Source organism: Stutzerimonas stutzeri, assembly GCF_000952685.1.
Taxonomy (GTDB): domain Bacteria; phylum Pseudomonadota; class Gammaproteobacteria; order Pseudomonadales; family Pseudomonadaceae; genus Stutzerimonas; species Stutzerimonas stutzeri_E.
Genome location: NZ_JYHV01000010.1, coordinates 92,198 through 113,652, shown reverse-complemented (window position 1 = coordinate 113,652; position 21,455 = coordinate 92,198). Strand labels below are relative to the sequence as shown.

The window sequence follows — 21,455 nt, the reverse complement described above, 5'->3', positions numbered from 1 at the left end:
TAGCCAAATCGCGAGGCTTACTCGCTCCGCTCAGTTCCCTTCGCCTGTGCCGTCGCCAGAGCCGGCTCCGAGGCGGCCGCGTCGCCCTTGTTGTCGTCTTCCAACTCGATTTCGGCGATATCGCGCAGACGCTCCACCACCCGGGCGTTGACACTGCCTTTTGGAAACTGCCCGTCCTCGTCTGCGGCACCTACCGGCTCGCCCACCAGCAGCGATAGCGCCTCGTCCACATGACGGACCGCATAAATATGGAACCGCTCCTGGCGCACCGCCTCCAGCACGCGCTCATCGAGCATCAACGTGGTGACGTTGGCGAAGGGAATGATCGCGCCCTGCTCACCGGTCAATCCACGCGCCTCGCAAAGACGGAAGAACCCCTCGATCTTTTCGTTGACGCCGCCAACCGCCTGCACCTCGCCGAACTGGTTGATCGATCCGGTGATGGCGAAACACTGCTTGAGCGGCGTACGCGAGATGGCCGAGATCAGCGCGCAGCACTCGCCGAGCGAAGCGCTGTCGCCGTCGACATAGCCGTAGGATTGTTCCAGAGCGATGCTGGCGGAAATCTCCAAAGGGAATTCCTGCGCATAGCGACTGCCGAGAAAACCGGTCAGGATCATCACACCCTTGGAGTGAATCGGCTGGCCGAGATTGACCTCGCGCTCGATGTCGACGATACCCGAGCCACCCGGATAGACGGTGGCGGAAATGCGCGCCGGCATGCCGAACGCCGAATCGCCGACTTCCAGTACGGTCAGGCCGTTGCACTTGCCGATCGCCGCGCCTTCGCTGTCGATCAGAATGACGCCTGCAAGTATGTCTTCGAGGATGCGCGCCGATACGCGGCCAGTGCGGGTGGCCTTAGCCTTCAGAGCACGCTCGATGTGTCCGACATCGGTCACCTCATCTTTGGCCAGCTGGCGGATGAAATCGGCCTCGCTGACCAACTGGAACAAATCGCCGATGCGCGCCGACAAGCGCCCCTGATGTTCAGCCAGCCGCGCACTGTAAGTGGCCAGGCGCGCCACCGCAGCCGCCGTCAGCGGCGCCATGCCCTCTTCCGAAGTCCGCGTCTTCATCAACTGCGCGAACTGCTCGAGGCTGTCCTCGGCCAGGGGAATCTCCTCATCGAAGTCCACCAGCACGCGGAACATTTCTTGAAAGTCCGGATCGAGATCCTGCAGCGTGTAGTACAGCTGCCTCGAACCGATGATCACCACCTTGACGTTGAGCGGGATGACCGCTGGATTCAATGTCACCGTAGCCAGACGCCCCAGCTCAGCCAGTGGCGACTCCATCTTCAGCTTGCGCGACTGCAAGGCACGCTTGAGCGCCTCCCAGACGAAGGGCTCGCTGAGCATTTTTTCCGCTTCAAGCATCAGGAACCCGCCATTGGCGCGGTGCAGTGCCCCGGGCCGCAGCTGGCGATAGCTGGTGTAGAGCGCGCCCTGATCAGTGCTGTACTCGATCCGGCCGAACAGATTGTCGTAGGTCGGATGTGGTTCGAATACTACCGGTGCACCGCCGTCCAGCGGATGTCCGACCACTAGGCTCGGACTGTATTGTTCCTCTAGCAACTGACGGGTCTGCGCGTCGGGACGATTCTCGTCGACCAGTTGCTCGACCACGGTCTTCAGCAGGTTGACCTGCACGGCCTGCAAATAGGACTCGATGCCGGCGTTTTCGCTGTACTTCTCCGACAGTGGTGCGAGCAGCGGCTGCAGGGCCTGACTGATAGTCTCGTCGTTGAGCTGACGCAGCTGATTGCTCGATTCACGTTTCCACTGCGGCAGGCTGGCAAGCCCTTCGTTCAGATGGACTTCCAGCGCGGAAATGTCTTCGTGGTAGCGTTCGCGCTCAGCTTCAGGCAGCTGGGCAAATTCCGCCTCGTCCATCGATTTGCCGTCTTTCATCGGCGTGAAGGCGATGTTGCTACTGTCGCGGTAGAGCGCGATTTCCTTTTCCAGCGCGAGCTTCTCGATGACGTCCAGCGCCTTGTCGTAGCGCTGATTGAACGCACGATCGATGGCGCTCTTCTTTTGCTGAAAGCTCGGGTGCTCGAACACCGCCGGAAACGTCGCCATCAGATTGTCGATCAACTGTCCGATGTCGGCGATGAACTCCGCGGCACCGCCCTGCGGCAGCTCCACCACGCGCGGCTCGCGTGGCTCATCGAAATTGTTCACATAGACCCAGTCCGAAGGCGTATCCAGACGCTTGCCCTCAGCCTTGAGATAGCGCCGCACGAATGAGAAGCGCCCCGTGCCCGGCTCGCCCATCACATAGACGTTGTAGCCAGGGCGCGGCATCGCCACCCCGAATTGCAGGGCCTCGACCGCACGCTCCTGGCCGAGCACGCCGAGAAAAGGCTCCAGCTCATCGGTAGTCTTGAAGTCGAATTGGCTGGGTTCGAAGGGACGGGTCAGCGCTTCGGGCGCCAGGCGCAGGCCGGCAGCGACAGTTTCGGGCATTGGGAATCCTTGCTGGAGGTGACCTGATGGCCACGATTGATGCCGCCATTCTGGCGATGCCTCCGGCTGGCCGCAAGGTTCAGCAGCGCTTGTTAGGTGATGTCTGCCTGCCGGCACATGCGCCGTATGTGCGCCTCAGTCCTGGGCAACCTTTTCACTCCGGCACAAGCGACACTCCGACCCTGCCAGCACTATCGGGCCGGCACACCGGAGCCCGGTGAGCGGCCGCGTACTGGCTTCCGTGCTCAGGTGCGGTTCTGCGCACGCAACGCATCGCGAATTTCGGTCAGCAAGATCTCTTCCTTGCTCGGTGCCGGCGGGGCAGAAGGCGCTTCCGCCTCCTTGCGCTTGAGATGATTGATTCCCTTGACCGCCAGGAAGATCGCGAAGGCCACGATCGTGAAGTCGAATACCGTCTGGATGAAACGCCCATAGCTCAGAGTGACCGCCGGCGTATCGCCTACGGCCTGCTTGAGCACGATTGCCAGATCGGAAAAATCCACACCGCCAATCAACATGCCCAATGGGGGCGTCACCACATCGGCGACGAACGACGAGACGATCTTGGTAAACGCCGCGCCGATGATGATGCCCACCGCCATGTCGATGACGTTGCCCCTGACTGCAAACGCTTTGAATTCGCTGATCATGCCCATCTGAATCTGTCCCGTTCGAGTGAGAATATGCCGTCGGTACGACCGCCGTAGCGCTTCGACCCTTTGCAGCATAGGTTGGGTTCAACCGCCGGGCCAGACAGTTTCACGACAAACGGAAACGAGGCATTGACCGCGTCTTGATCGCCGTCAAAAGCGATGCGAAGGGGCACAGCTAATGTACGAGCCCTCAGACACGACCCGGAGCGGCACCATGCACATCGAACATCACCCACTGATCAAGGATTTTCCCGAGAAGCGCGAGCAGCTGCACCAGCTGCGCCAGCAAGACCCTGCGTTCGCTCGCAAAGCAGACACCTACGAAGCTCTGGACAAGCAGATCTGCCGCGTCGAAGGCGGTGCGGAAACCCTGGATGACGAGGTGCTCAACGCACTCAAGCAGGAGCGTGTAGCACTCAAGGACGACATCGTCCGCGACCTGAAGCGTGCCAGCGGCAGCTGCTGTGGCGGCTGCTGCGGTTGATCGATGCGTCTCGCTACCGCACCCGTGCGCTCAGGCCCGCCTGACGCGACGGGTGCGGCCATGAACTACCGCGCCGCACGGCCTTGCCGGCAATCTCGCCCTCACCCTTCCCCCACCAACCGGCCGACCATTCGTTCGACTAGAACAGTCCACCAAATCTGAAGCCTGACCCGACCCACACGAACGCTACGGCTGTGAGCGTGATAAGGACGATATGCACGCCCAGCTGCGGCAGGCGCTGCGCGTCCAGTTTGGGTATCAGCGCCAGTCGCGCATGCACGCCCAGCACGGCAGTGAAGCCCAGTAGCACCAGCTTGGCCTGGACCAGATGAGCGATGGGCGAGTCACCCAGCCATTGGGAGTATGGCAACCATGATCCGGCCAACCAGATGCCGGTGACAATCTGCAACAGTAAGGCCGGAATGCCGACCCGCTCGTAGAGCTGCTCGAATGCGCGCACTGGCTGCACATCGCGACCACGCAGTGCGCCGGGCAATACGCTGCACAACAACACCAGATGGCCACCTACCCAGACGCTGGCACCCAGCAAATGCAGAAATAACAGATGGCGCATGGCGCTGACTCCTGTTCGATTTGTTTACAGTCTGGCGGCTATGACGGCACTTGTGGCTGATGGCGATCAAGTCAGTCGCTATCATGCGACTCCATTCATCCGACGCGGAGTTTCCCATGGCAAAGGCCAAGCGCATGTATGGCTGCACCGAATGTGGCTCGACCTTCCCCAAATGGGCCGGCCAGTGCGGTGACTGTGGCGCCTGGAATACCTTGGTGGAAACCGTCATCGACGGCGCCGCACCACCCTCGGGTCGCGCTGGCTGGGCGGGTGATCAGGCCAATATCAAGACGCTGGCCGAAGTCAGCGTCGAGGAAGTACCGCGCTTCTCCACGGCTTCCGGCGAGCTGGACCGCGTACTCGGCGGCGGCCTGGTCGACGGTTCGGTGGTGCTCATCGGTGGTGACCCCGGCATCGGCAAGTCGACCATCCTGCTGCAGACGCTGTGCAATATCGCCCGACAATTCCCGGCCTTGTATGTCACGGGCGAGGAATCGCAGCAGCAGGTGGCCATGCGCGCGCGTCGCCTGGACCTGCCGCAGGACCGGCTCAAGGTGATGACCGAGACTTGCATCGAATCGATCATCGCCACCGCGCGGCTGGAGAAGCCCAAGGTGATGGTGATCGACTCGATCCAGACGATCTTCACCGAGCAATTGCAGTCGGCCCCCGGCGGGGTCGCCCAGGTGCGTGAGAGCGCGGCGTTGTTGGTGCGTTTCGCCAAGCAAAGCGGCACGGCGATCTTTCTGGTCGGCCACGTCACCAAGGAGGGGGCGCTGGCCGGCCCGCGCGTATTGGAGCACATGGTCGACACCGTGCTGTATTTCGAAGGTGAATCAGATGGTCGCCTGCGTCTGCTGCGCGCAGTGAAGAACCGCTTCGGCGCGATCAACGAACTGGGTGTGTTCGGCATGACCGACAAGGGCCTCAAGGAAGTCACCAACCCCTCGGCGATCTTCCTTACTCGCGCCCAGGAAGCGGTGCCCGGCAGCGTGGTCATGGCCACCTGGGAAGGCACTCGACCGATGCTGGTGGAAGTCCAGGCGCTGGTCGACACCAGCCATATGGCCAACCCACGCCGCGTCACGCTGGGCCTCGACCAGAATCGTCTGGCCATGCTGCTGGCGGTGCTGCACCGCCACGGCGGCATTCCTACCTACGACCAGGACGTGTTCATCAATGTGGTCGGTGGCGTCAAGGTGCTGGAGACCGCATCGGATCTGGCGCTGATGGCTGCAGTGATCTCCAGCCTGCGCAACCGCCCGCTGGACACTGACCTACTGGTATTCGGTGAGGTGGGGTTATCCGGTGAGATCAGACCGGTGCCGAGCGGCCAGGAACGATTGAAAGAGGCCGCCAAGCACGGGTTCAAGCGTGCCATAGTGCCCAAGGGCAACGCGCCGAAGGAGGCGCCCGCCGGACTGCAGGTCATCGCCGTGACACGGCTCGAACAGGCGCTGGACGCCTTGTTCGAATAAGACCAACGCCTCAGGACTCGCCGAGCGCCGCCAGTTCACGTTCCAGCAGCGCTTCGTCACCCAGATTGAGCTCCACCAGCCGCCGCAGATGGCTGATGGAATCGACGTCGATGTGCCGGCAGACCAGGCCAATCAGCTCACCTTTGTCATGAGTCGTCTCCACCTCCATGCGCACCTCGGCGTCATCGGCGAGCCGTATCCGTGCCTCGAACGGCTGGGCGGGATCGGCATCCCAACCCGCTGGTCGATGCACCAGCAAGCCCTTCAGCGAAAGATCATGCAACTCGACCGACCAGCGGCGCTGTCCCTGCACCAGCTCCGTTTCGGCATCGAAGGCGAAGCGCTGAAAGCGCCGACGGTCGCTGCTTGTTTCATTCATCAGAACCACTCCCGAGAATTCTCGTTTAACTATAGGTCAGCCTCACGGCCTTGAGGTCATGCTCAGAGCCAGCGTCGCACGCGCCGCCGATAGGCCCGATACTCATCGCCGAAGGTTCGCGTCAGCAGATGTTCTTCGTGAACGATCACGGTGCGCTGCATGCAGCGAATCAGCAAGGGCAGCAGCAACCAGGGCCAGAGGCTGTTGAGCAATAGGCCGATCCCACAATAGATCAGCGTATCGGCGAGATAGATGGGATTGCGCGAAAGGCGAAACGGGCCGATCTGCAGCAGGCTGCTGGGTTTACCGTAAGGATTGATGGTGGTGCGCTGACGAAACATCGTCAGCGCCGCCCAGAGCATCAGGACGATGCCGACGGCAATCGAAACCCAACCGGCGTAACGCAACAGCTCATGCTCCGGTAGCGCCAGCGGCATCCATTGCGCCAATCCCCAAGCGCAAGCTACGAAGAACAGATAAATCAGCGGCGGCGGCAACATCACGCCAGAAGGGATGACCGTCATGGGGCGCCCAAAGGTATTCGATGGCGCCATCCTACAGAACAGGGAGGCACAGCGCCCGCGCTGGCCAGGGTATCGGCCGAGCGGCGTTGCGCTCATCGCCTCGGTGGACGCTCGGAGGAAGCGCTAGTGCTGACCCGGTAGCCAGCCATGCACCATGGCGTGCTTCATCAGGTCTGCGGGGCGATCGATATCGAGCTTGCGGCGGATGCTCAGCCGATGGGTTTCCACCGTCCGCACGCTGATCTGCAGCGCACGCGCCATGGTCTTGTTGTTGTGCCCCTGAGCCAGCATCAGCAGTACCTCCCGCTCACGCGGGGTGAGCTCCCGCTCCTCGGCGCCGCTGCTGGCCAGCTTCTCGGCGATGCCTCTGCTGTAGTAAGTGCCACCTGCGGCAATCGCCTCGATGGCGACGATGATTTCCCTCGACGGCGCATCCTTGAGCACATAACCACTGGCACCGACTTTCACCGAGGTGTTCACGTACTCCTGATTGTCGTACATGCTCAGGATTAGCACGCGGATGTCGGGGAACTCGTTGCGTAGCGATTGAGTCAGCTCGAGCCCGTTGATGTCCTTCAGACCGATATCCATCAACACCACATCCGCCGGAACCCGACGCAGCAGCTCGACCGCCTCGGTGCCGGAGCCGGCTTCCCCGACGACATCCAGTTCGGGCACGGCCATCAGCAATGCGCGGATGCCATCCCGAACCAAGACATGGTCGTCGATCAGTACCACCTTGATGCAAGCTTGCGGGTTCATTGAGCGAGCCTCTTATTATTCGAGAAGTCGAGGGTTCAACCGGCCCGAGCCGGCAAGGTCACGTCCAGCTCGGTGCCGCCGGCGGCCGATAGCAGGCTGAAACGCCCACCGAAGTGTTCCACCCGTTCGCGGATGTTACGCAAACCAATACCGCCGCCCTTGATGCTGTCGAGCCGACGTGGATTGAAACCGACACCGTCGTCCCGCACCCGCAGGCGCACCGACGCATCATCGCCGTCCAGGCTGATATGCACTGATTGCGCTGCAGCATGACGTTCGATGTTGGTCAGCGCCTCCTGCAGCACTCTGAACAACGCGACCGCTACCGAATCATCCGGATCGCTGTCGCCGAGGCCGTTTTTGTATAGCATTTTCAACCCACTGCGCTGTTCGAACTCTGCCACAAGCTGGCCAATCGCCGCCGGCAAACCCAGGGTATCCAGTAATGATGGGTGTAGATCGTGAGAGATGCGCCGTACTTCACCGATCGCCCCGGCTAGCCGCTCGACGCCGGCATCCAGCGTGATCAGCGCCTTGGGGCTGTTGATGGAGAACTCATGACTGGCCAGCTCGAACTGAAACTTGATCGATACCAGCAACTGACTGATGCCGTCGTGCAATTCACGAGACACCCGCGAGCGCTCCTCCTCCTGCAGGCTGACTATGCGCTGAGTCAGCGCCTGCAGTTTGCGGTCGGCCAACCGCCGTTCGCTGACGTTTAGCGTCAGCCCGCTGGCGAAAACCAGCAGCACCGCCACCAGCGCGACCCCGGCAATCGCCAGCATGGTGGTATGAATACCGGCCGACACCTCGGTACGCACCGTCTGGATGGCTTGCTCGACATCTTCGAGATAGATGCCGGTGCCGAGCATCCAGCCCCAGCGCTCGAGCATTACCACGTAGGCAAGCTTGTCGGCGAACTGGCCGGTGGAGGGCTTCTGCCAGGCATAGCGCTGAAAGCCATTGCCGGTTTCCGCGCTGCGCATCAGCGCCTGGATCACCTTCAGGCCGTTGGGGTCGGTCATCTCCCATAGATCCTGGCCGACCAGCTCGCGTTGGCGAGGATGCATCAGGTTCAGGCCGCTGCGGTCGTAGACGAAGAAGTAACCATCGCTGCCGAAACTGAATCGCCCCAGCGCCGCGAGCACCTTCTGCTTGGTCTCTGCATCATCCAGGCCGCCGCCGTAGAGCGGCGCAATGGTGCTCAGTGCCATCTCTACGTAGTTCTTCAGCTCAGCCTGCTTGCTGGCCAGAATGCTGCTTTCGATGAGCTGCGCCTGCTGCTCGCCGAGACGCTGGTTCTGTACCAGCACTAGCGCGCAGACCACCGCCACGGCCAGCAGCAGCGGCAGGATGCTCAGCGCGGCGATTTTGTGCTTGAGCTGCATCACACCTCTCCGAGGACCCGAATCCGGGCGGTTGGGGACTGCACGTTAACCCAGCCGGTGCGTGACGCCCAGGGCCGACTGGCACTTCGCTACCGGTGGCTTGGCGGACGGACGGCCCCGAACAAAAAAGCCCGGCAATAGCCGGGCTTTCGCTGCAACTGTCGTGCTTAGTTACCGTAGACCGGGAACTTGGCGCAGACCGCTTCGACCTTGCCGCGCACGGTCTCGATCACCGACTCGTCGCCCATGTTGTCGAGGATGTCGCAGATCCAGCCGGCCAGATCGCGACATTCGGTCTCGCCGAAGCCCCGGGTGGTTACCGCTGGCGTACCGATACGCAGACCAGAGGTAACGAACGGCGAGCGCGGATCGTTCGGCACGCTGTTCTTGTTCACAGTGATATGAGCGCGACCCAAAGCGGCGTCGGCGTCTTTACCGGTGACGTCCTGCTTGATCAGGCTAAGCAGGAACAGGTGATTCTGGGTACCGCCGGAAACCACGTCGAAGCCGCGCTGGATGAACACCTCGGCCATCGCCTGGGCGTTTTTCACCACCTGCTGCTGGTAGGCCTTGAACTCGGGCTGCAGCGCTTCCTTGAAGCACACCGCCTTGGCGGCGATCACGTGCTCCAGCGGGCCACCCTGGGCGCCTGGGAATACGGCGGAGTTGAGCTTCTTCTCGATCTCGGCGTTGGCACGCGCCAGGATCAGGCCACCGCGCGGGCCGCGCAGGGTCTTATGAGTGGTGGTGGTCACCACGTCGGCGAACGGCACCGGGTTCGGATAGACACCCGCGGCGACCAAACCGGCCACGTGAGCCATGTCGACAAACAGGTAGGCACCGACCTTGTCGGCGATTTCGCGGAAACGGGCGAAATCGAGTTGTTGAGAATAGGCGGAGAAGCCTGCGACGACCATCTTCGGCTTGTGTTCGAGGGCCAGACGCTCGACTTCGTCGTAATCGATGAGCCCCTGGTCGTTGATGCCGTACTGCACGGCGTTGTACAGCTTACCGGAGGAGGAAACGCTGGCGCCGTGAGTCAGGTGGCCGCCGTGGGCCAGGCTCATACCGAGAATGGTGTCACCGGCGTTGAGCAGCGCCAGGTAGACAGCGCTGTTGGCCTGGGAGCCGGCGTGCGGCTGGACGTTGGCGTAGTCGGCGCCGAACAGCTCCTTGGCGCGGTCGATGGCCAGCTGCTCCACCACGTCGACGTACTCGCAGCCACCGTAGTAGCGCTTGCCCGGATAGCCTTCGGCGTACTTGTTGGTGAGCACCGAACCCTGGGCTTCCATCACCGCCGGGCTGGTGTAGTTCTCCGAGGCGATCAGCTCGATGTGGTCTTCCTGACGCTTGGCTTCCTGCTGCATGGCAGCGAAGAGATCGGCGTCGAAACGGGCGAGGGTCAAATCACGGCTGAACATGGCAGTCCTCTGAGAATCAGCTGGCGGTAGTAAAGAGAGGCGCGGATTCTAACCCATCCGCCGGAGCGCGGGTATGAGCCTTGATCATGTGCAACATGAATCGGCCCAGCCTTGATGCTCGGCCAGGACGCTGGCGGGAACAGGTCTGCCGAGGAAGAACCCCTGCACCTCATCGCAGCCGTGCTCACGCAGGAAATCCAGCTGGGCCTGGTTCTCAACGCCTTCGGCAATCACCGACATGCCCAGGCTGTGCGCCATGGCGATGATGGCTCGGGCGATCTGGCCATCCTGCTCGCCCTCTGGCAGACCATCGACGAAGCTGCGGTCGATCTTGAGCACATCAATGGGGAACTGCTTCAGGTAGTTAAGCGAGGAGTACCCCGTACCGAAATCGTCGATGGCAATGGAAGGCCCGAGCTGCTTCAACGAGTCGAGCATGCGCATGGCCTCGCCCACGTCCTGCATCAGGATGCTCTCGGTCAACTCCAGCTCAAGGCAACCCGGGGCGATGCCGCTCGCCTCCAATAGCGTGGCGATCCGCTGCGCGAGCTTGCCGTCGGCGAACTGTCGCGCCGACAGATTGACCGATACCTTCGGTACCGCCCTGCCCTGCGCCTGCCATTGAGAAACCTGTCGGCAGACTTCACCGATTACCCAGTCGCCGACTTCAACCACCAGCCCCAGTTCCTCCAGCGCGGGAATAAAGTCGCAGGGTGACACCAGACCACGCACCGGATGCTGCCAGCGCAACAAGGCTTCGACGCCAGTGAGCGTCCGCCCCTCAGCGAGAAATTGCGGCTGATAATGCAACACGAACTGTTCCTGCTCGAGCGCATGGCGCAAGTCACTTTCCAGCTCCAGACGCTCTAGCGCACGGGCGTTCATTTCAGCCTGATAGAACTGGAAGTTGTTCTTGCCACGCTCCTTCGCGTGATACATGGCAGTGTCGGCGTTCTTCATCAGTTGGCTGATGTCATCGCCGTCCTGTGGGCTAAGGGCGATGCCGATGCTGGCGGTGACGAAGAATTCGCGCCCGGACAACACGAACGGTTCGGTGAGGCTGGCCAGAATGCGCTCGCCGACATGGATCGCCCGAGTCAGGGCCTCGTCCCGCTCCGGGCATGGACGCAGAAGAAAGGTGAACTCGTCCCCGCCCATGCGTGCGACCGTGTCGTCTTCCTCCACGCAGGAAGCCAGGCGCATGGCGACCTCCTTCAGCATGCGATCCCCGGCGGCATGACCGAGAGAATCGTTGATCGGCTTGAAGCGGTCGAGATCCAAGAACATCAGTGCGACCCAGGCGCCGCGCCGCGAGGACAGCTGCAGACTGCTGTGCAGACGATCCTGAAATAGTGTCCGGTTCGGCAATTGGGTCAAGCTGTCGTAGTAGGCCAGGCGGTGAATACGCTTTTCGCTGGCCTTGCGCTCGCTCATGTCACTGAAAAAACACACGTAGCTGACCAGATCATCCTCGGCGTCGCGCACGGCCGTGATACCGATCCAGCACGGATAGGTGTCGCCGTCCTTGCGTTTGAGCCAGAGCTCGCCTTCCCATTTGCCCACCCTGAGGATCTGATCACGCACAAAGGTCATCTGATTGGCCTGCTGTCGATCCGCGCTCAGTGCAGTCGGCCACAGCCCCATCACTTCCTCGCCGCTGTAGCCGGTTATTCGCTGGAAGGCATCGTTGACCTGCACGATCCTTCCGGCCGGATCGGTCACAACGATGGCGGCCGAGGAGTGCTCGAATACCGTCGCCGCGCGGCGCAGCTCCTTTTCCGCCTGGCGCTGCTTGCTGATGTCGCGGCCCACGCACAGGGCGCCGTCGAAGCGGTTGTTCTCGTTCCAGAGCAGCGTGATGCGCAGTTCGATGGCTACCGGCCGCCCGTCGGCGGAAATGCAGTCGAAATACAGCGTCTGGCGCTGCAGGCTTTGCCCAAGCTCGGCAAGAGTCGTCGGATTGAAAGACGCCTTGCGCACCTTGCGCATCAGCTCATAGAAGCGCGCCGCCTGGCGTGGCTTAGTCACAACTCGATCCAGGCCATGCTTCATCGTCCACTCGGCGCTATAACCAAGCACCGTTTGTACTGACGGACTCACGTAGTCGATCTGGACCGCGCTGTCAGTGGTGAAAATGACGTCCTGCAGACTACCCGCCAGCATGCGATAACGACGCTCGCTGTCGCGCAGCGAATGACTGTGCTCGATTTTTGCGGTCACATCGCGGGCCACGCCGATCAGGCGCCAGATCCGTCCGTGGTCATCACGCGAGAGCACTTGCTCGCGAATGCTGAACCAGCGCCAGCTGCCATCGTGATGTCGCCATCGCAGCAGCGCCTCCTGGCCTGCCTCCTCGGTCATCGAGCCGCGCAGAGCCAATAGTCGCCAGATGTATTCCTGATCGTCCGGATGACTAATGCGGCGCCAGAACGCATTGCCATCATCGCCACGATCCTCTTCGCTGTAGCCCAGCCGCGACGCCAGATTATTGTTGCTGAATAGCAATTTGCCGCTCTGAACGTCCTGTACATAGAGCGTGTCGGGCACGGCCCGCAGCACCTCCGACCAGAAGCGTTCGCGCTCTGCCAGCGCCGTCTGCGCCTGCTGCTCGCAGGTGATGTCGCGCATGACCCAAACGAAACCGGAGGGTTGCGCATCGCCCTCCAGGCGCAATGCCCGGCGGGTCATGGAAAAGAGCCGGGATTCCCCACTCTGCAGCAGGCGTACGGGTTTCAGGCAGATATCGGCATGGCCGTTGCTGGCATCGAAGGCCTGCGCATCGAGCATGGGCAGCAGCTTCTGCAGCCGATAACGCGACACGTCTCGATTGCTCAGGCCGAACATGACCGCCGCCTGACCGTTGAGGTACTGCAACCGACCGGAAAAATCGCTGATCAGGATGCGCTCTTCAATGGCATCCAGTGCGGTAATGGAATAGCGCAGCGCCTGCCAGCGAGGCGCGAAACGTCGAGGCACCAGAAAACGGCCGCAGGCCCGGGCCAAGCGTAGGCCAAGCCCAGCAAGCCACTCGGGACGGGACGCCGGCGACTGAGAGAGATCGGTGTCGGTCACACGTATCGAACCTATCTGGTGAAGCAGCAATAGCCATACAACGGGTGCGGAATGCGAAGAATGCCTTGCTATAAGGCAAAACGCCATCACTCAAAAGGATTGACCGCTGGTTTGCCCTGCCTGGAGCATTCCGGTAGCTTTGCCGAACTGTTTTCGCCCGTCCGCCGCGACGGGCTTTTATCCTTCTTTTCCTGTCACGGGCATTCGTCTCCATGGCTCAATACGTCTACACCATGCACCGGCTGAGCAAAGTCGTTCCGCCGAAGCGTGAAATTCTCAAGAATATTTCCCTGTCATTCTTTCCTGGCGCCAAGATCGGCGTGCTCGGCCTCAACGGCGCGGGTAAATCTACGCTGTTGCGGATCATGGCCGGCGTCGACAAGGAGTTCGACGGCGAAGCCCGGGCAATGCCCGACCTGAACGTCGGCTACCTGCCGCAAGAGCCCCTGCTCGACCCGAGCAAGACCGTTCGAGAAATCGTCGAAGAGGCGGTCAGCAGCATCAAGGATGCCCAGGCCCGCCTCGATGAGGTCTATGCCGCCTACGCCGAGCCGGATGCAGACTTTGACAAGCTGGCCGCCGAACAGGCCAAGCTCGAAGCGATCCTGCAGGCTAGCGATGGCCACAACCTCGAGCGTCAGCTGGAAGTTGCCGCCGACGCCCTGCGCCTGCCTCCATGGGATGCCAAAGTCGAGCACCTGTCCGGTGGCGAAAAGCGCCGCGTGGCACTTTGCCGCCTGCTGCTGTCGGCACCCGACATGCTCCTGCTGGACGAACCGACCAACCACCTGGACGCCGACTCGGTGGCCTGGCTGGAACACTTCCTTCACGATTTCCCTGGCACCGTGGTAGCGATCACTCACGATCGCTACTTCCTGGACAACGTCGCCGGCTGGATTCTCGAACTCGACCGCGGCGCGGGCATCCCTTACGAGGGCAACTACTCCGGTTGGCTGGAGGCCAAATCCAACCGTCTGGCACAGGAATCCAAGCAGCAGTCGGCCCATGAAAAGGCCATGAAGGAAGAGCTGGAGTGGGTGCGCAAGGGCGCCAAGGCCCGTCAGGCCAAATCCAAGGCACGCCTGCAGCGCTTCGAGGAGTTGCAGTCGCAGGAATTCCAGAAGCGCAGCGAGACCAACGAAATCTATATCCCGGCCGGTCCGCGTCTGGGCGACAAGGTCATCGACTTCAAGAACGTGACCAAAGGCTACGGCGACCGGGTACTGATCGAAGATCTTTCCTTCAGCATGCCCAAGGGCGCCATCGTCGGCGTGATCGGCGGCAATGGTGCGGGCAAGTCGACCCTGTTCCGCATGATCATGGGCAAGGAGCAGCCAGATTCGGGCAGCATCGAAATCGGCGACACGGTGCAGGTGGCCTGCGTCGACCAGAGCCGCGAGGACCTGGACGGCAGCAAGACGGTATGGGAAGCGGTGTCCGATGGCTCCGACATGATCCGCATCGGCAATTATGAAGTTCCGTCGCGCACTTACGTGGGACGCTTCAACTTCAAGGGCGGCGACCAGCAGAAATTCGTCAAGGACTTGTCCGGCGGTGAGCGTGGCCGCCTGCACCTGGCGCTGACGCTCAAGGAAGGCGCCAATGTGCTGCTGCTCGACGAACCGTCCAACGACCTCGACGTGGAAACCCTGCGCTCGCTGGAAGAAGCGCTGCTGGACTTCCCCGGCGCGGCCATCGTGATCTCTCACGATCGCTGGTTCCTCGACCGGGTCGCCACCCACATCCTCTCCTATGAGGACGACGGCGATATCGTCTTCTTCGAAGGTAACTACACCGAGTACGAAGCCGATCGCAAGAAACGCCTGGGCGACGCTGCGGCGCAGCCGCATCGGGTCAAGTACAAGAAGCTGGCCCAGTAGCACAAAAAATAAAAACGGAGTCGATAGGCTCCGTTTTTACGTGGCGAACCGCCACTGGTGGCAACTGGCCTGATACCTGATAATCACCGCCTTATCGCCGCCTGGCATGCTCTGCGACGCCAGGTTCAGCAGCAATCGCGAAGGAAGACGGGGTCAACATGGCGGCACTGGGATTACGCGGCAAGTCGCTGCTGGCGCTATTGCTGACTTTCCTGCTCGCGATCGGCGTGGCCGCGCTGGTCGGCCGCGAAGCGCTCAAAGGCGTACAGAACCGTTTCGGCGAAGCCTACGCGCGCAACGCGGTACAGCTCAACCGCGAACGCCTGTTCGCCCCGGTCACCCGTGAACTGGCGTTGGCGCAACGCCTGGCCGAATCGCAAATCACCCGTGCCTGGCTGCTCGATGAAGAGGATGGCGACAAACGTGCCCTGTTTTTCAACGAAGCGGCCGGTTATCAACGGGCACTAAGCGACCACGCCTACTTCGCTGCGTCAGCGAGCAGCAACAACTACTATTCCAACAGCGACAAACTGAGCCCCAGCGAAGCCCCTCGCTATCAGATGACGCCCGACGCCGATGATGACGAGTGGTTCTACACCACGCTGCGTTCGGATGCGCCTTATCACCTCAACGTAGACCGCTCCGTCGTCACCCAGGACCTCAAGATCTGGTTCAACATCGTCGTGCGGGACGGCGACAAGCCATTGGGGGTGGTTGGTTCGGGCATCAGCCTGAGCGCCTTCATCAGCGATTTCATCGAGGTCGACAGGACCGGTGTCGAATCCATGGTGCTCGACAGCTATGGCTCGATCCTGATCCACCCCAACCAGACCCTGGTGACACTCAATGCCGACACTTCGCAAGGTCGGTCGTTGGCCACCAACGTGCTGGGGTTGCTGGACAACATCGAGCAAGCCACCGCGCTGCGGGAAGCCATGACCTTCAGCCGGGAACACCCCGGCGATACCGCCACTTTACAAGTCACGCTGGACGGTGAGCCGCGCCTGCTGGCGATGAGCTGGGTACCCGAGCTGAACTGGTTCGTCGCCAGCGCGGTCGATCTGCGTACTGCCCAGGTCATCGAGATCAAACCGCTGTTGCCTGCCATCGGCGCCGTGCTGATGCTCTTCTTGCTGCTGATCGTCAGCGGCGTCTGGTTGGTCGACAAGCGCGTGCTACGTCCCCTGCGGCAACTGCGCAAGAGCGCCCAGGCGATCGCCGCCGGGCACTACGACGCGGCCCTGCCAAGCCATCGCGGCGACGAGATCGGCGAGCTGAGCGCCGCATTCGGCAGCATGGCGCAGAAGGTTCGCAGCCATACCAGCGAGCTGGAAAGCCGCGTCCAGGACCGCACGCGCGAGCTGGAGCAGGCCAACCGCGAAATGGCGGCGGCACACAAGAAAATCGACGATTCCATCGATTACGCCAGCCTCATCCAGCACGCCATCCTACCCAAGCGCCAGTTGATCGCCGACCTCGACGACCGTCACGCGGTGCTCTGGCATCCACGCGACGTGGTCGGCGGCGACTTCTATGTCTATCGCGCGACCGCCCAGGGCTGCCTGCTCGGCGTGGTCGACTGCGCAGGACACGGCGTGCCCGGTGCGTTGATGACCATGCTCGCCCACGCCGCGATCGAGCAGGCCATCGCCGACGCCGGTTTGCACGATCCGGCCGCCATCCTTGCGCGGACAGACGGCATCGTGCGCCGAATGCTGCGCGACGACACCACCCAACACGCCTTGGCCACCAACATGGACGTGGGGCTCGCGTATGTCGACTTCGACCGCCACAAGGTGACCTATGCCGGCGCCAAGATCGCGCTGTACTACAGCGACGGCGAAACCCTCGACGAACTGCCGGCCGGCCGCCGCGCGATCGGTGATCGTCGCCCCGGTGAATACCAGAACGCCGAACTCGAACTGACGCCTGGTCGTACCTTCTACCTCGCCACCGATGGCTTCCTCGATCAGGCAGGCGGTGAGCTAGGCTATGGCTTCGGTAACAGTCGCTTCGCCGAGATGATCCTGCGTCACGCGCGCCTGCCCTTGGCCGAACAAGGCGCCGCGTTCATAGCGACCCTGGCCGAGTATCAGGGCGATTATCCGCAGCGTGACGACATCACGATGCTGTGTTTCCGTTTCGATTGAGCGCCATCCACCGGAGTCGAGTTGCCCCATGGAAACCCTTGACCTGTTCGCCATGCGCGAAAGCTACAACCGACAGCAGATCATGCTGTGCTTCAACGGCCCGATCTCACGCAGCCTGATCGAGGAAATCGGCAATGCGTTGCGCAACTACCTGGCTGCCGATCATGCCAACCCGTCATCGGCCATGGACGTGTTCGCCGTGTATATCGAGATGACCCAGAACATTCGACATTACGCCAAAGTGCGCAACTGGGCCGACCAGGAAGCCGGCGCCACGGTGGTGGTAGCGCGCAACGATAGCGACGGCCGCTATGTCGTTTCCGCAGGCAACCTGATCGAGACCGCCGACGGCGAAGCACTGCTCGCCACCATTGAAGAGCTGGCAGGCCTGAACAAGGCCCAGCTCAAAGTCCGCTACAAGGAACAATTGCGCAAACCGCGTGAAGACAACACCGCCAGCGGTGCCGGATTGGGCCTGATCGACATCGCCCGTAAATCCAGCGAGCCGCTGAAAGCATCACTGCAAACCGTTGCCAACGGCCGCTCGTTCATCAGCCTGAGCGCGGTCATCTGACTCATAAGAGCACAATGCACATGAATGATTTCTCCATCGTCGGCAGCCAGTCATCGCCAGCCATTCAGTCCGACTGGGAAAACGGCGTGCTTGCCATGCAAGGCGACTCCTACCCGGAAAACTCCTACGAGCTTTTCCACCAAGTCATCGAGTGGATCGAGCGCTATCTGGCCGAAGCCGGACGACCGTTGCGCCTGGAGTTGCACCTCCTGTACCTGAACACCAGCAGCATCAAGGCGGTGATGGACATATTCGACCTACTCGAAGCGGCTCATCAGGACGGCAAGCCGGTTGCAGTCAATTGGCACTATGATCGACGCAACGAGCGGGTGGTGGAGCTGGCCGAGGAATTCAAGGAAGACTGCACCTTTCCCTTCATGATCCTCAGCGACGAATAGAAGGTCTGTATGCGCGGCCAAAAGCCTCTGGAAAGCCAGGTCCTGGAGTCCTTGTCCGACCCCCGGAATCAGGATCATCCGCTGCATGAAGCGCTGAGCCAGCTGTGGGAAGCGCATCACGCCCTGCTCAACCGGATCGAGCGGATCGCCCGTGTCTCCGACGGCTATCAGAGCATCGTCCGGGACCGCGAAATGACGCTTTCGGCGCGCTTCGAGAAACAGCTGCGGCAGCTGGAAAAGGTCGCGCGCATCTCCGACCGCTACCAGATGATGATGCGCGACCTGAATATCGCGCTGAAAGAGGCCTCCACCCACGACGCGCTGACCGGGATCGCCAATCGCCGCCTGCTCACCGAGCGCCTGCGCGACGAAACCGAGCGGGCCAAGCGTTATTCGCGCCCGCTGTGCATCGTCATGATCGATATCGACCGCTTCAAGGTCATCAACGATGAATATGGCCACGAAGTGGGCGACCATGTGCTGATGGATGTAGTGCGGGTGATGGAAGCGGAAGTCCGCGAGCACGATCTGTGCGGCCGCTGGGGCGGGGAAGAGTTCCTGGTGATGATGCCGGAAACCACAAGCGAACAGGCCGTTCGGGTAATGGAGCGCCTGCGCCAGGCGGTTGCCAAGCTGCGCGTTCGAGTCAACGACGACTCGCTATCGGTCACCGTGAGCCTGGGCCTTGCGCAGTTGCGCGCCGACGAGAACTATTCCAGCACCATCAACCGCGCCGACGTGGCGCTGCTGAGGGCCAAGCGCAATGGCCGCGATCGTTATGAGCTGGCCGACGACTGATTCTGTTTCCCCTAGTCGCTCGCCTCGGCGTGCGACAGGCGCTCGATAATCGTCTCGACGATCTGTTCGGGCGAATGGGTGATATCCACCCTTATCGCCTCTTCCTCGCTGGGTTTTTCCAGCGCTTGCAGCTGGCTGCACAGCAGGCTGGGGTCGAAGAAATGCCCGGAGCGCCGCCGCAGCCGCTCTAACAACAGTGCCTGCGAACCGTCCAGATAAACCCAGACGACCCCCTCGTGGCCTCCGCTGAGCAACTGACGATAACTTCGTTTGAGAGCCGAACAGGCGAACACCCAGTCGTGACCCTGCTCGTGCCGCGTTTCGATCGCATCGCGCATCGCCTGGAGCCAGGGCCGCCGATCCTCGTCATCCAGCGCGATGCCACTGGCCATCTTGCGCTTGTTAGCCTCGCTGTGGAATTCGTCAGCATCGGAGAAACCACATCCCAGGCGAGCAGCCAGCTTCTCGCCGATGGTCGTTTTCCCGCTACCCGCTACCCCCATGATGATGACAATCACTGGCATCCTCGTCGTTGCGGCAATTGTGGCTTCGGAAAAAAGATGGCGCGCGTGCTCGGCAGCGACGCCATCGGCTCCCATGCGGGAGCACTTCCACTCTTCGGTCACAGGGGCGTACCGAAGTTCCTCGTATCGCGAGGTGCCTGCCGGAGCGAGCGAACCGCCAAGGCCCGCGTCGGCATGAGCGGCTTGTCTGCCGCTGGGGAAAACGCTGGCGGCGCACCCGCTGCATACGGGTACGCCACCGACGTCGAGCGGCCTATCGGATCACTGGTTGATCTGTCGCAGATAGTTCGCTGGCTCCGCGCCAAGGTTGTGCAGCATGCGCTCGCTGTACCAATCGACGAAGTTGACCACACCGAACTCGTAGGTCTTCGAGTAGGGCCCGGGCTGGTAGGCGGTGGAATTGATCCCGCGCTGGTTTTCCTCGGCGAGGCGACGGTCCTGGTCGTTGGTGGCATCCCAGACCTGGCGCAGGCGAGCCACGTCGTAATCGACGCCTTCTACTGCATCCTTGTGGACGATCCACTTGGTAGTGACCATGGTTTCTTGCGCGCTGATCGGCCACACGGTAAAGACGATGATGTGATCGCCCATGCAATGGTTCCATGAGTGCGGCAGGTGCAGGATGCGCATCGAGCCGAGCTCGGGGTTCTTGATCCGCCCCATCAGCTTCTGGCATCCCTGTTTACCATCCATGGTCATGGACACGGTGCCCTTGAGTAGCGGCATGCGCACAATACGGTTGCGCAGGCCGAAGCTGGCATGGGCATAGGGAATCTTCTCGGCGTCCCACTTGGCTGCAGATTCGGCAACGTGGTCCTTGAATGCCTGGCTGGCACGTGGATCAGTGACGTCGTCCCATTCCAGCAGCGAATTGAGCAGTTCAGGGTGCGCACCATTGCAGTGGTAGCACTCGCGATTGTTCTCCAGCACCAGCTTCCAGTTGGCCTTTTCCACCAGGGTGCTCTGCACCGCCACCTTGGCGTTCTCCATGTCGTACGGCTCCATGTAGTGCGACAGAGTGGCCAGGAAATCGTCGATCGCTGGCGGGTTCTCTGCCAGAGAAATGAAGATGTAGCCGCCCGCCGTCTTGCACTGCACCGGCTTGAGCCCGTACTGGTTCATGTCGAAGTCGGCGCCCATTTCGGTGCCGGCGAACAGTAGACGGCCGTCCAGCTCGTAGGTCCACTGATGGTAGGGGCACACCAGCTTGGCGACCTTGCCCTTGTCGCTTGTGCACAGCCGCGAACCGCGATGGCGACAGACGTTATGGAAAGCGTGCACAGTGCCTTCGGCGCCGCGGATGACCAGGATCGGGTTATTGCCGATCTGCAACGTCAGGAAGTTGCCCTTCGCGGGAATCTCGCAGGTCATGCCTGCGATCAGCCATTCCTTGTGGAAAATTTCCTGCATGTCGAGCTGGAATAGCCGCTCATCGTTGTAGAACGGCTGCGGCAGCGAAAACGTCCGTTCACGCGTCTGCAGCATTTCGGCAGTAGCCTTACGCGCGGGTTCGAGCGGATCGCCCAGGCTCAGGTTGGAAGTGACATCCATCGGTTGCTCCTCAAGCCGGCCGCGCCTTGCAGGCGTCTGTGGCTGGCGACAAAAGTGGCTATTCGGTTACTACGCAAGGCGGCGAGCCGGACCGCATCCATATAGTCAATAAGGAAAGCGACTCCGGCGAGACCGCCTTCCCTAGCTCGGCTGCGACCGAGTGTGTCGCGGCGCCAGAGGGAAACCTTATCCATGGGCGACAGGCACACATCCGTTTCCGACTCCCGAACCCCCGTGACACCGGGCTGGTCGCGATAAGCATGCCGATGTCGCGGATAGGTAAGTGACGCCGCAGCGCGTTGCGCACAATTCTGCGCCAGAAGGGCCATGCGTCGTGGCAGTCGCAGCCCTGGAAAAGGGCCTGAATAGGCCGT

The 21,455-nt window shown here is 61.6% G+C and carries 18 protein-coding genes; 7 read left to right on the top strand and 11 right to left on the bottom strand.

The features are described from left to right. Positions 1 to 17 precede the first annotated feature (17 nt). Positions 18 to 2,471, bottom strand: a complete 2,454-nt coding sequence (locus UF78_RS03655) for a Lon protease family protein (RefSeq protein WP_045160678.1) — start codon at positions 2,469 to 2,471, stop codon at positions 18 to 20. Positions 2,472 to 2,716: 245 nt separating this feature from the next. Then, on the bottom strand, positions 2,717 to 3,127 hold the full coding sequence (gene mscL, locus UF78_RS03650; RefSeq protein ID WP_045160677.1) for a large-conductance mechanosensitive channel protein MscL: 411 nt from the start codon (positions 3,125 to 3,127) through the stop codon (positions 2,717 to 2,719). Positions 3,128 to 3,338: 211 nt separating this feature from the next. Here mscL and UF78_RS03645 point away from each other — a divergent pair, with 211 nt between their 5' ends. Beyond that, on the top strand, positions 3,339 to 3,608 hold the full coding sequence (locus UF78_RS03645; RefSeq protein ID WP_045160676.1) for a YdcH family protein: 270 nt from the start codon (positions 3,339 to 3,341) through the stop codon (positions 3,606 to 3,608). Positions 3,609 to 3,747: 139 nt separating this feature from the next. On the opposite strand, the gene UF78_RS03640 is transcribed toward UF78_RS03645, so the two are convergent. Next, positions 3,748 to 4,182, bottom strand: coding sequence for a CopD family protein (locus UF78_RS03640; protein WP_045160675.1), 435 nt, complete (start codon positions 4,180 to 4,182; stop codon positions 3,748 to 3,750). Between the two features lie 116 nt (positions 4,183 to 4,298). Between UF78_RS03640 and radA the strand changes: the two genes are divergently transcribed. Continuing rightward, the gene (radA, locus tag UF78_RS03635) at positions 4,299 to 5,660 is read left to right on the top strand and encodes a DNA repair protein RadA (protein WP_045160674.1); all 1,362 of its coding nucleotides are present in this window, start codon (positions 4,299 to 4,301) and stop codon (positions 5,658 to 5,660) included. Between the two features lie 10 nt (positions 5,661 to 5,670). On the opposite strand, the gene UF78_RS03630 is transcribed toward radA, so the two are convergent. The 6 genes from UF78_RS03630 to UF78_RS03605 all read right to left on the bottom strand — a co-directional run bounded on the left by UF78_RS03630 (position 5,671) and on the right by UF78_RS03605 (position 13,206). Continuing rightward, positions 5,671 to 6,039: a PilZ domain-containing protein gene (locus tag UF78_RS03630; protein ID WP_045160673.1), complete on the bottom strand. Its 369-nt coding sequence runs from the start codon at positions 6,037 to 6,039 to the stop codon at positions 5,671 to 5,673. Positions 6,040 to 6,101: 62 nt separating this feature from the next. Then, a complete protein-coding gene (locus UF78_RS03625; RefSeq protein WP_045160672.1) occupies positions 6,102 to 6,563 on the bottom strand; it encodes a methyltransferase family protein in 462 nt (153 codons plus the stop codon). Between the two features lie 123 nt (positions 6,564 to 6,686). Beyond that, positions 6,687 to 7,325 carry a response regulator gene (locus UF78_RS03620; protein WP_045160671.1) on the bottom strand — a complete coding sequence of 213 codons (639 nt, stop codon included), beginning with the start codon at positions 7,323 to 7,325 and terminating at the stop codon, positions 6,687 to 6,689. A gap of 35 nt (positions 7,326 to 7,360) precedes the next feature. After that, complete coding sequence (locus UF78_RS03615) at positions 7,361 to 8,713, bottom strand: cache domain-containing protein (protein WP_045160670.1); 1,353 nt, start codon at positions 8,711 to 8,713, stop codon at positions 7,361 to 7,363. Between the two features lie 167 nt (positions 8,714 to 8,880). Next, the gene (glyA, locus tag UF78_RS03610) at positions 8,881 to 10,134 is read right to left on the bottom strand and encodes a serine hydroxymethyltransferase (RefSeq protein ID WP_045160669.1); all 1,254 of its coding nucleotides are present in this window, start codon (positions 10,132 to 10,134) and stop codon (positions 8,881 to 8,883) included. Between the two features lie 84 nt (positions 10,135 to 10,218). Next, a complete protein-coding gene (locus UF78_RS03605; protein ID WP_045160668.1) occupies positions 10,219 to 13,206 on the bottom strand; it encodes a bifunctional diguanylate cyclase/phosphodiesterase in 2,988 nt (995 codons plus the stop codon). A 212-nt stretch (positions 13,207 to 13,418) separates the two neighbouring features. Between UF78_RS03605 and ettA the strand changes: the two genes are divergently transcribed. The 5 genes from ettA to siaD all read left to right on the top strand — a co-directional run bounded on the left by ettA (position 13,419) and on the right by siaD (position 19,006). Then, entirely contained in the window at positions 13,419 to 15,086 is a 1,668-nt protein-coding gene (gene ettA, locus UF78_RS03600; protein WP_045160667.1) for an energy-dependent translational throttle protein EttA, read from the top strand. 158 nt (positions 15,087 to 15,244) lie between these two features. Next, the gene (gene siaA, locus UF78_RS03595; RefSeq protein WP_045160666.1) at positions 15,245 to 17,236 is read left to right on the top strand and encodes a biofilm regulation protein phosphatase SiaA; all 1,992 of its coding nucleotides are present in this window, start codon (positions 15,245 to 15,247) and stop codon (positions 17,234 to 17,236) included. A gap of 28 nt (positions 17,237 to 17,264) precedes the next feature. After that, on the top strand, positions 17,265 to 17,810 hold the full coding sequence (gene siaB, locus UF78_RS03590) for a biofilm regulation protein kinase SiaB (RefSeq protein ID WP_045160665.1): 546 nt from the start codon (positions 17,265 to 17,267) through the stop codon (positions 17,808 to 17,810). Between the two features lie 20 nt (positions 17,811 to 17,830). Next, on the top strand, positions 17,831 to 18,208 hold the full coding sequence (siaC, locus tag UF78_RS03585; protein ID WP_045160664.1) for a biofilm regulation phosphoprotein SiaC: 378 nt from the start codon (positions 17,831 to 17,833) through the stop codon (positions 18,206 to 18,208). Between the two features lie 9 nt (positions 18,209 to 18,217). After that, the gene (gene siaD / locus UF78_RS03580; RefSeq protein ID WP_045160663.1) at positions 18,218 to 19,006 is read left to right on the top strand and encodes a biofilm regulation diguanylate cyclase SiaD; all 789 of its coding nucleotides are present in this window, start codon (positions 18,218 to 18,220) and stop codon (positions 19,004 to 19,006) included. 11 nt (positions 19,007 to 19,017) lie between these two features. On the opposite strand, the gene UF78_RS03575 is transcribed toward siaD, so the two are convergent. Both UF78_RS03575 and gbcA read right to left on the bottom strand, forming a co-directional pair. Then, the gene (locus UF78_RS03575) at positions 19,018 to 19,524 is read right to left on the bottom strand and encodes a gluconokinase (protein ID WP_045160716.1); all 507 of its coding nucleotides are present in this window, start codon (positions 19,522 to 19,524) and stop codon (positions 19,018 to 19,020) included. Positions 19,525 to 19,791: 267 nt separating this feature from the next. After that, complete coding sequence (gene gbcA, locus UF78_RS03570; protein WP_045160662.1) at positions 19,792 to 21,081, bottom strand: glycine-betaine demethylase subunit GbcA; 1,290 nt, start codon at positions 21,079 to 21,081, stop codon at positions 19,792 to 19,794. Positions 21,082 to 21,455: the final 374 nt, after the last annotated feature.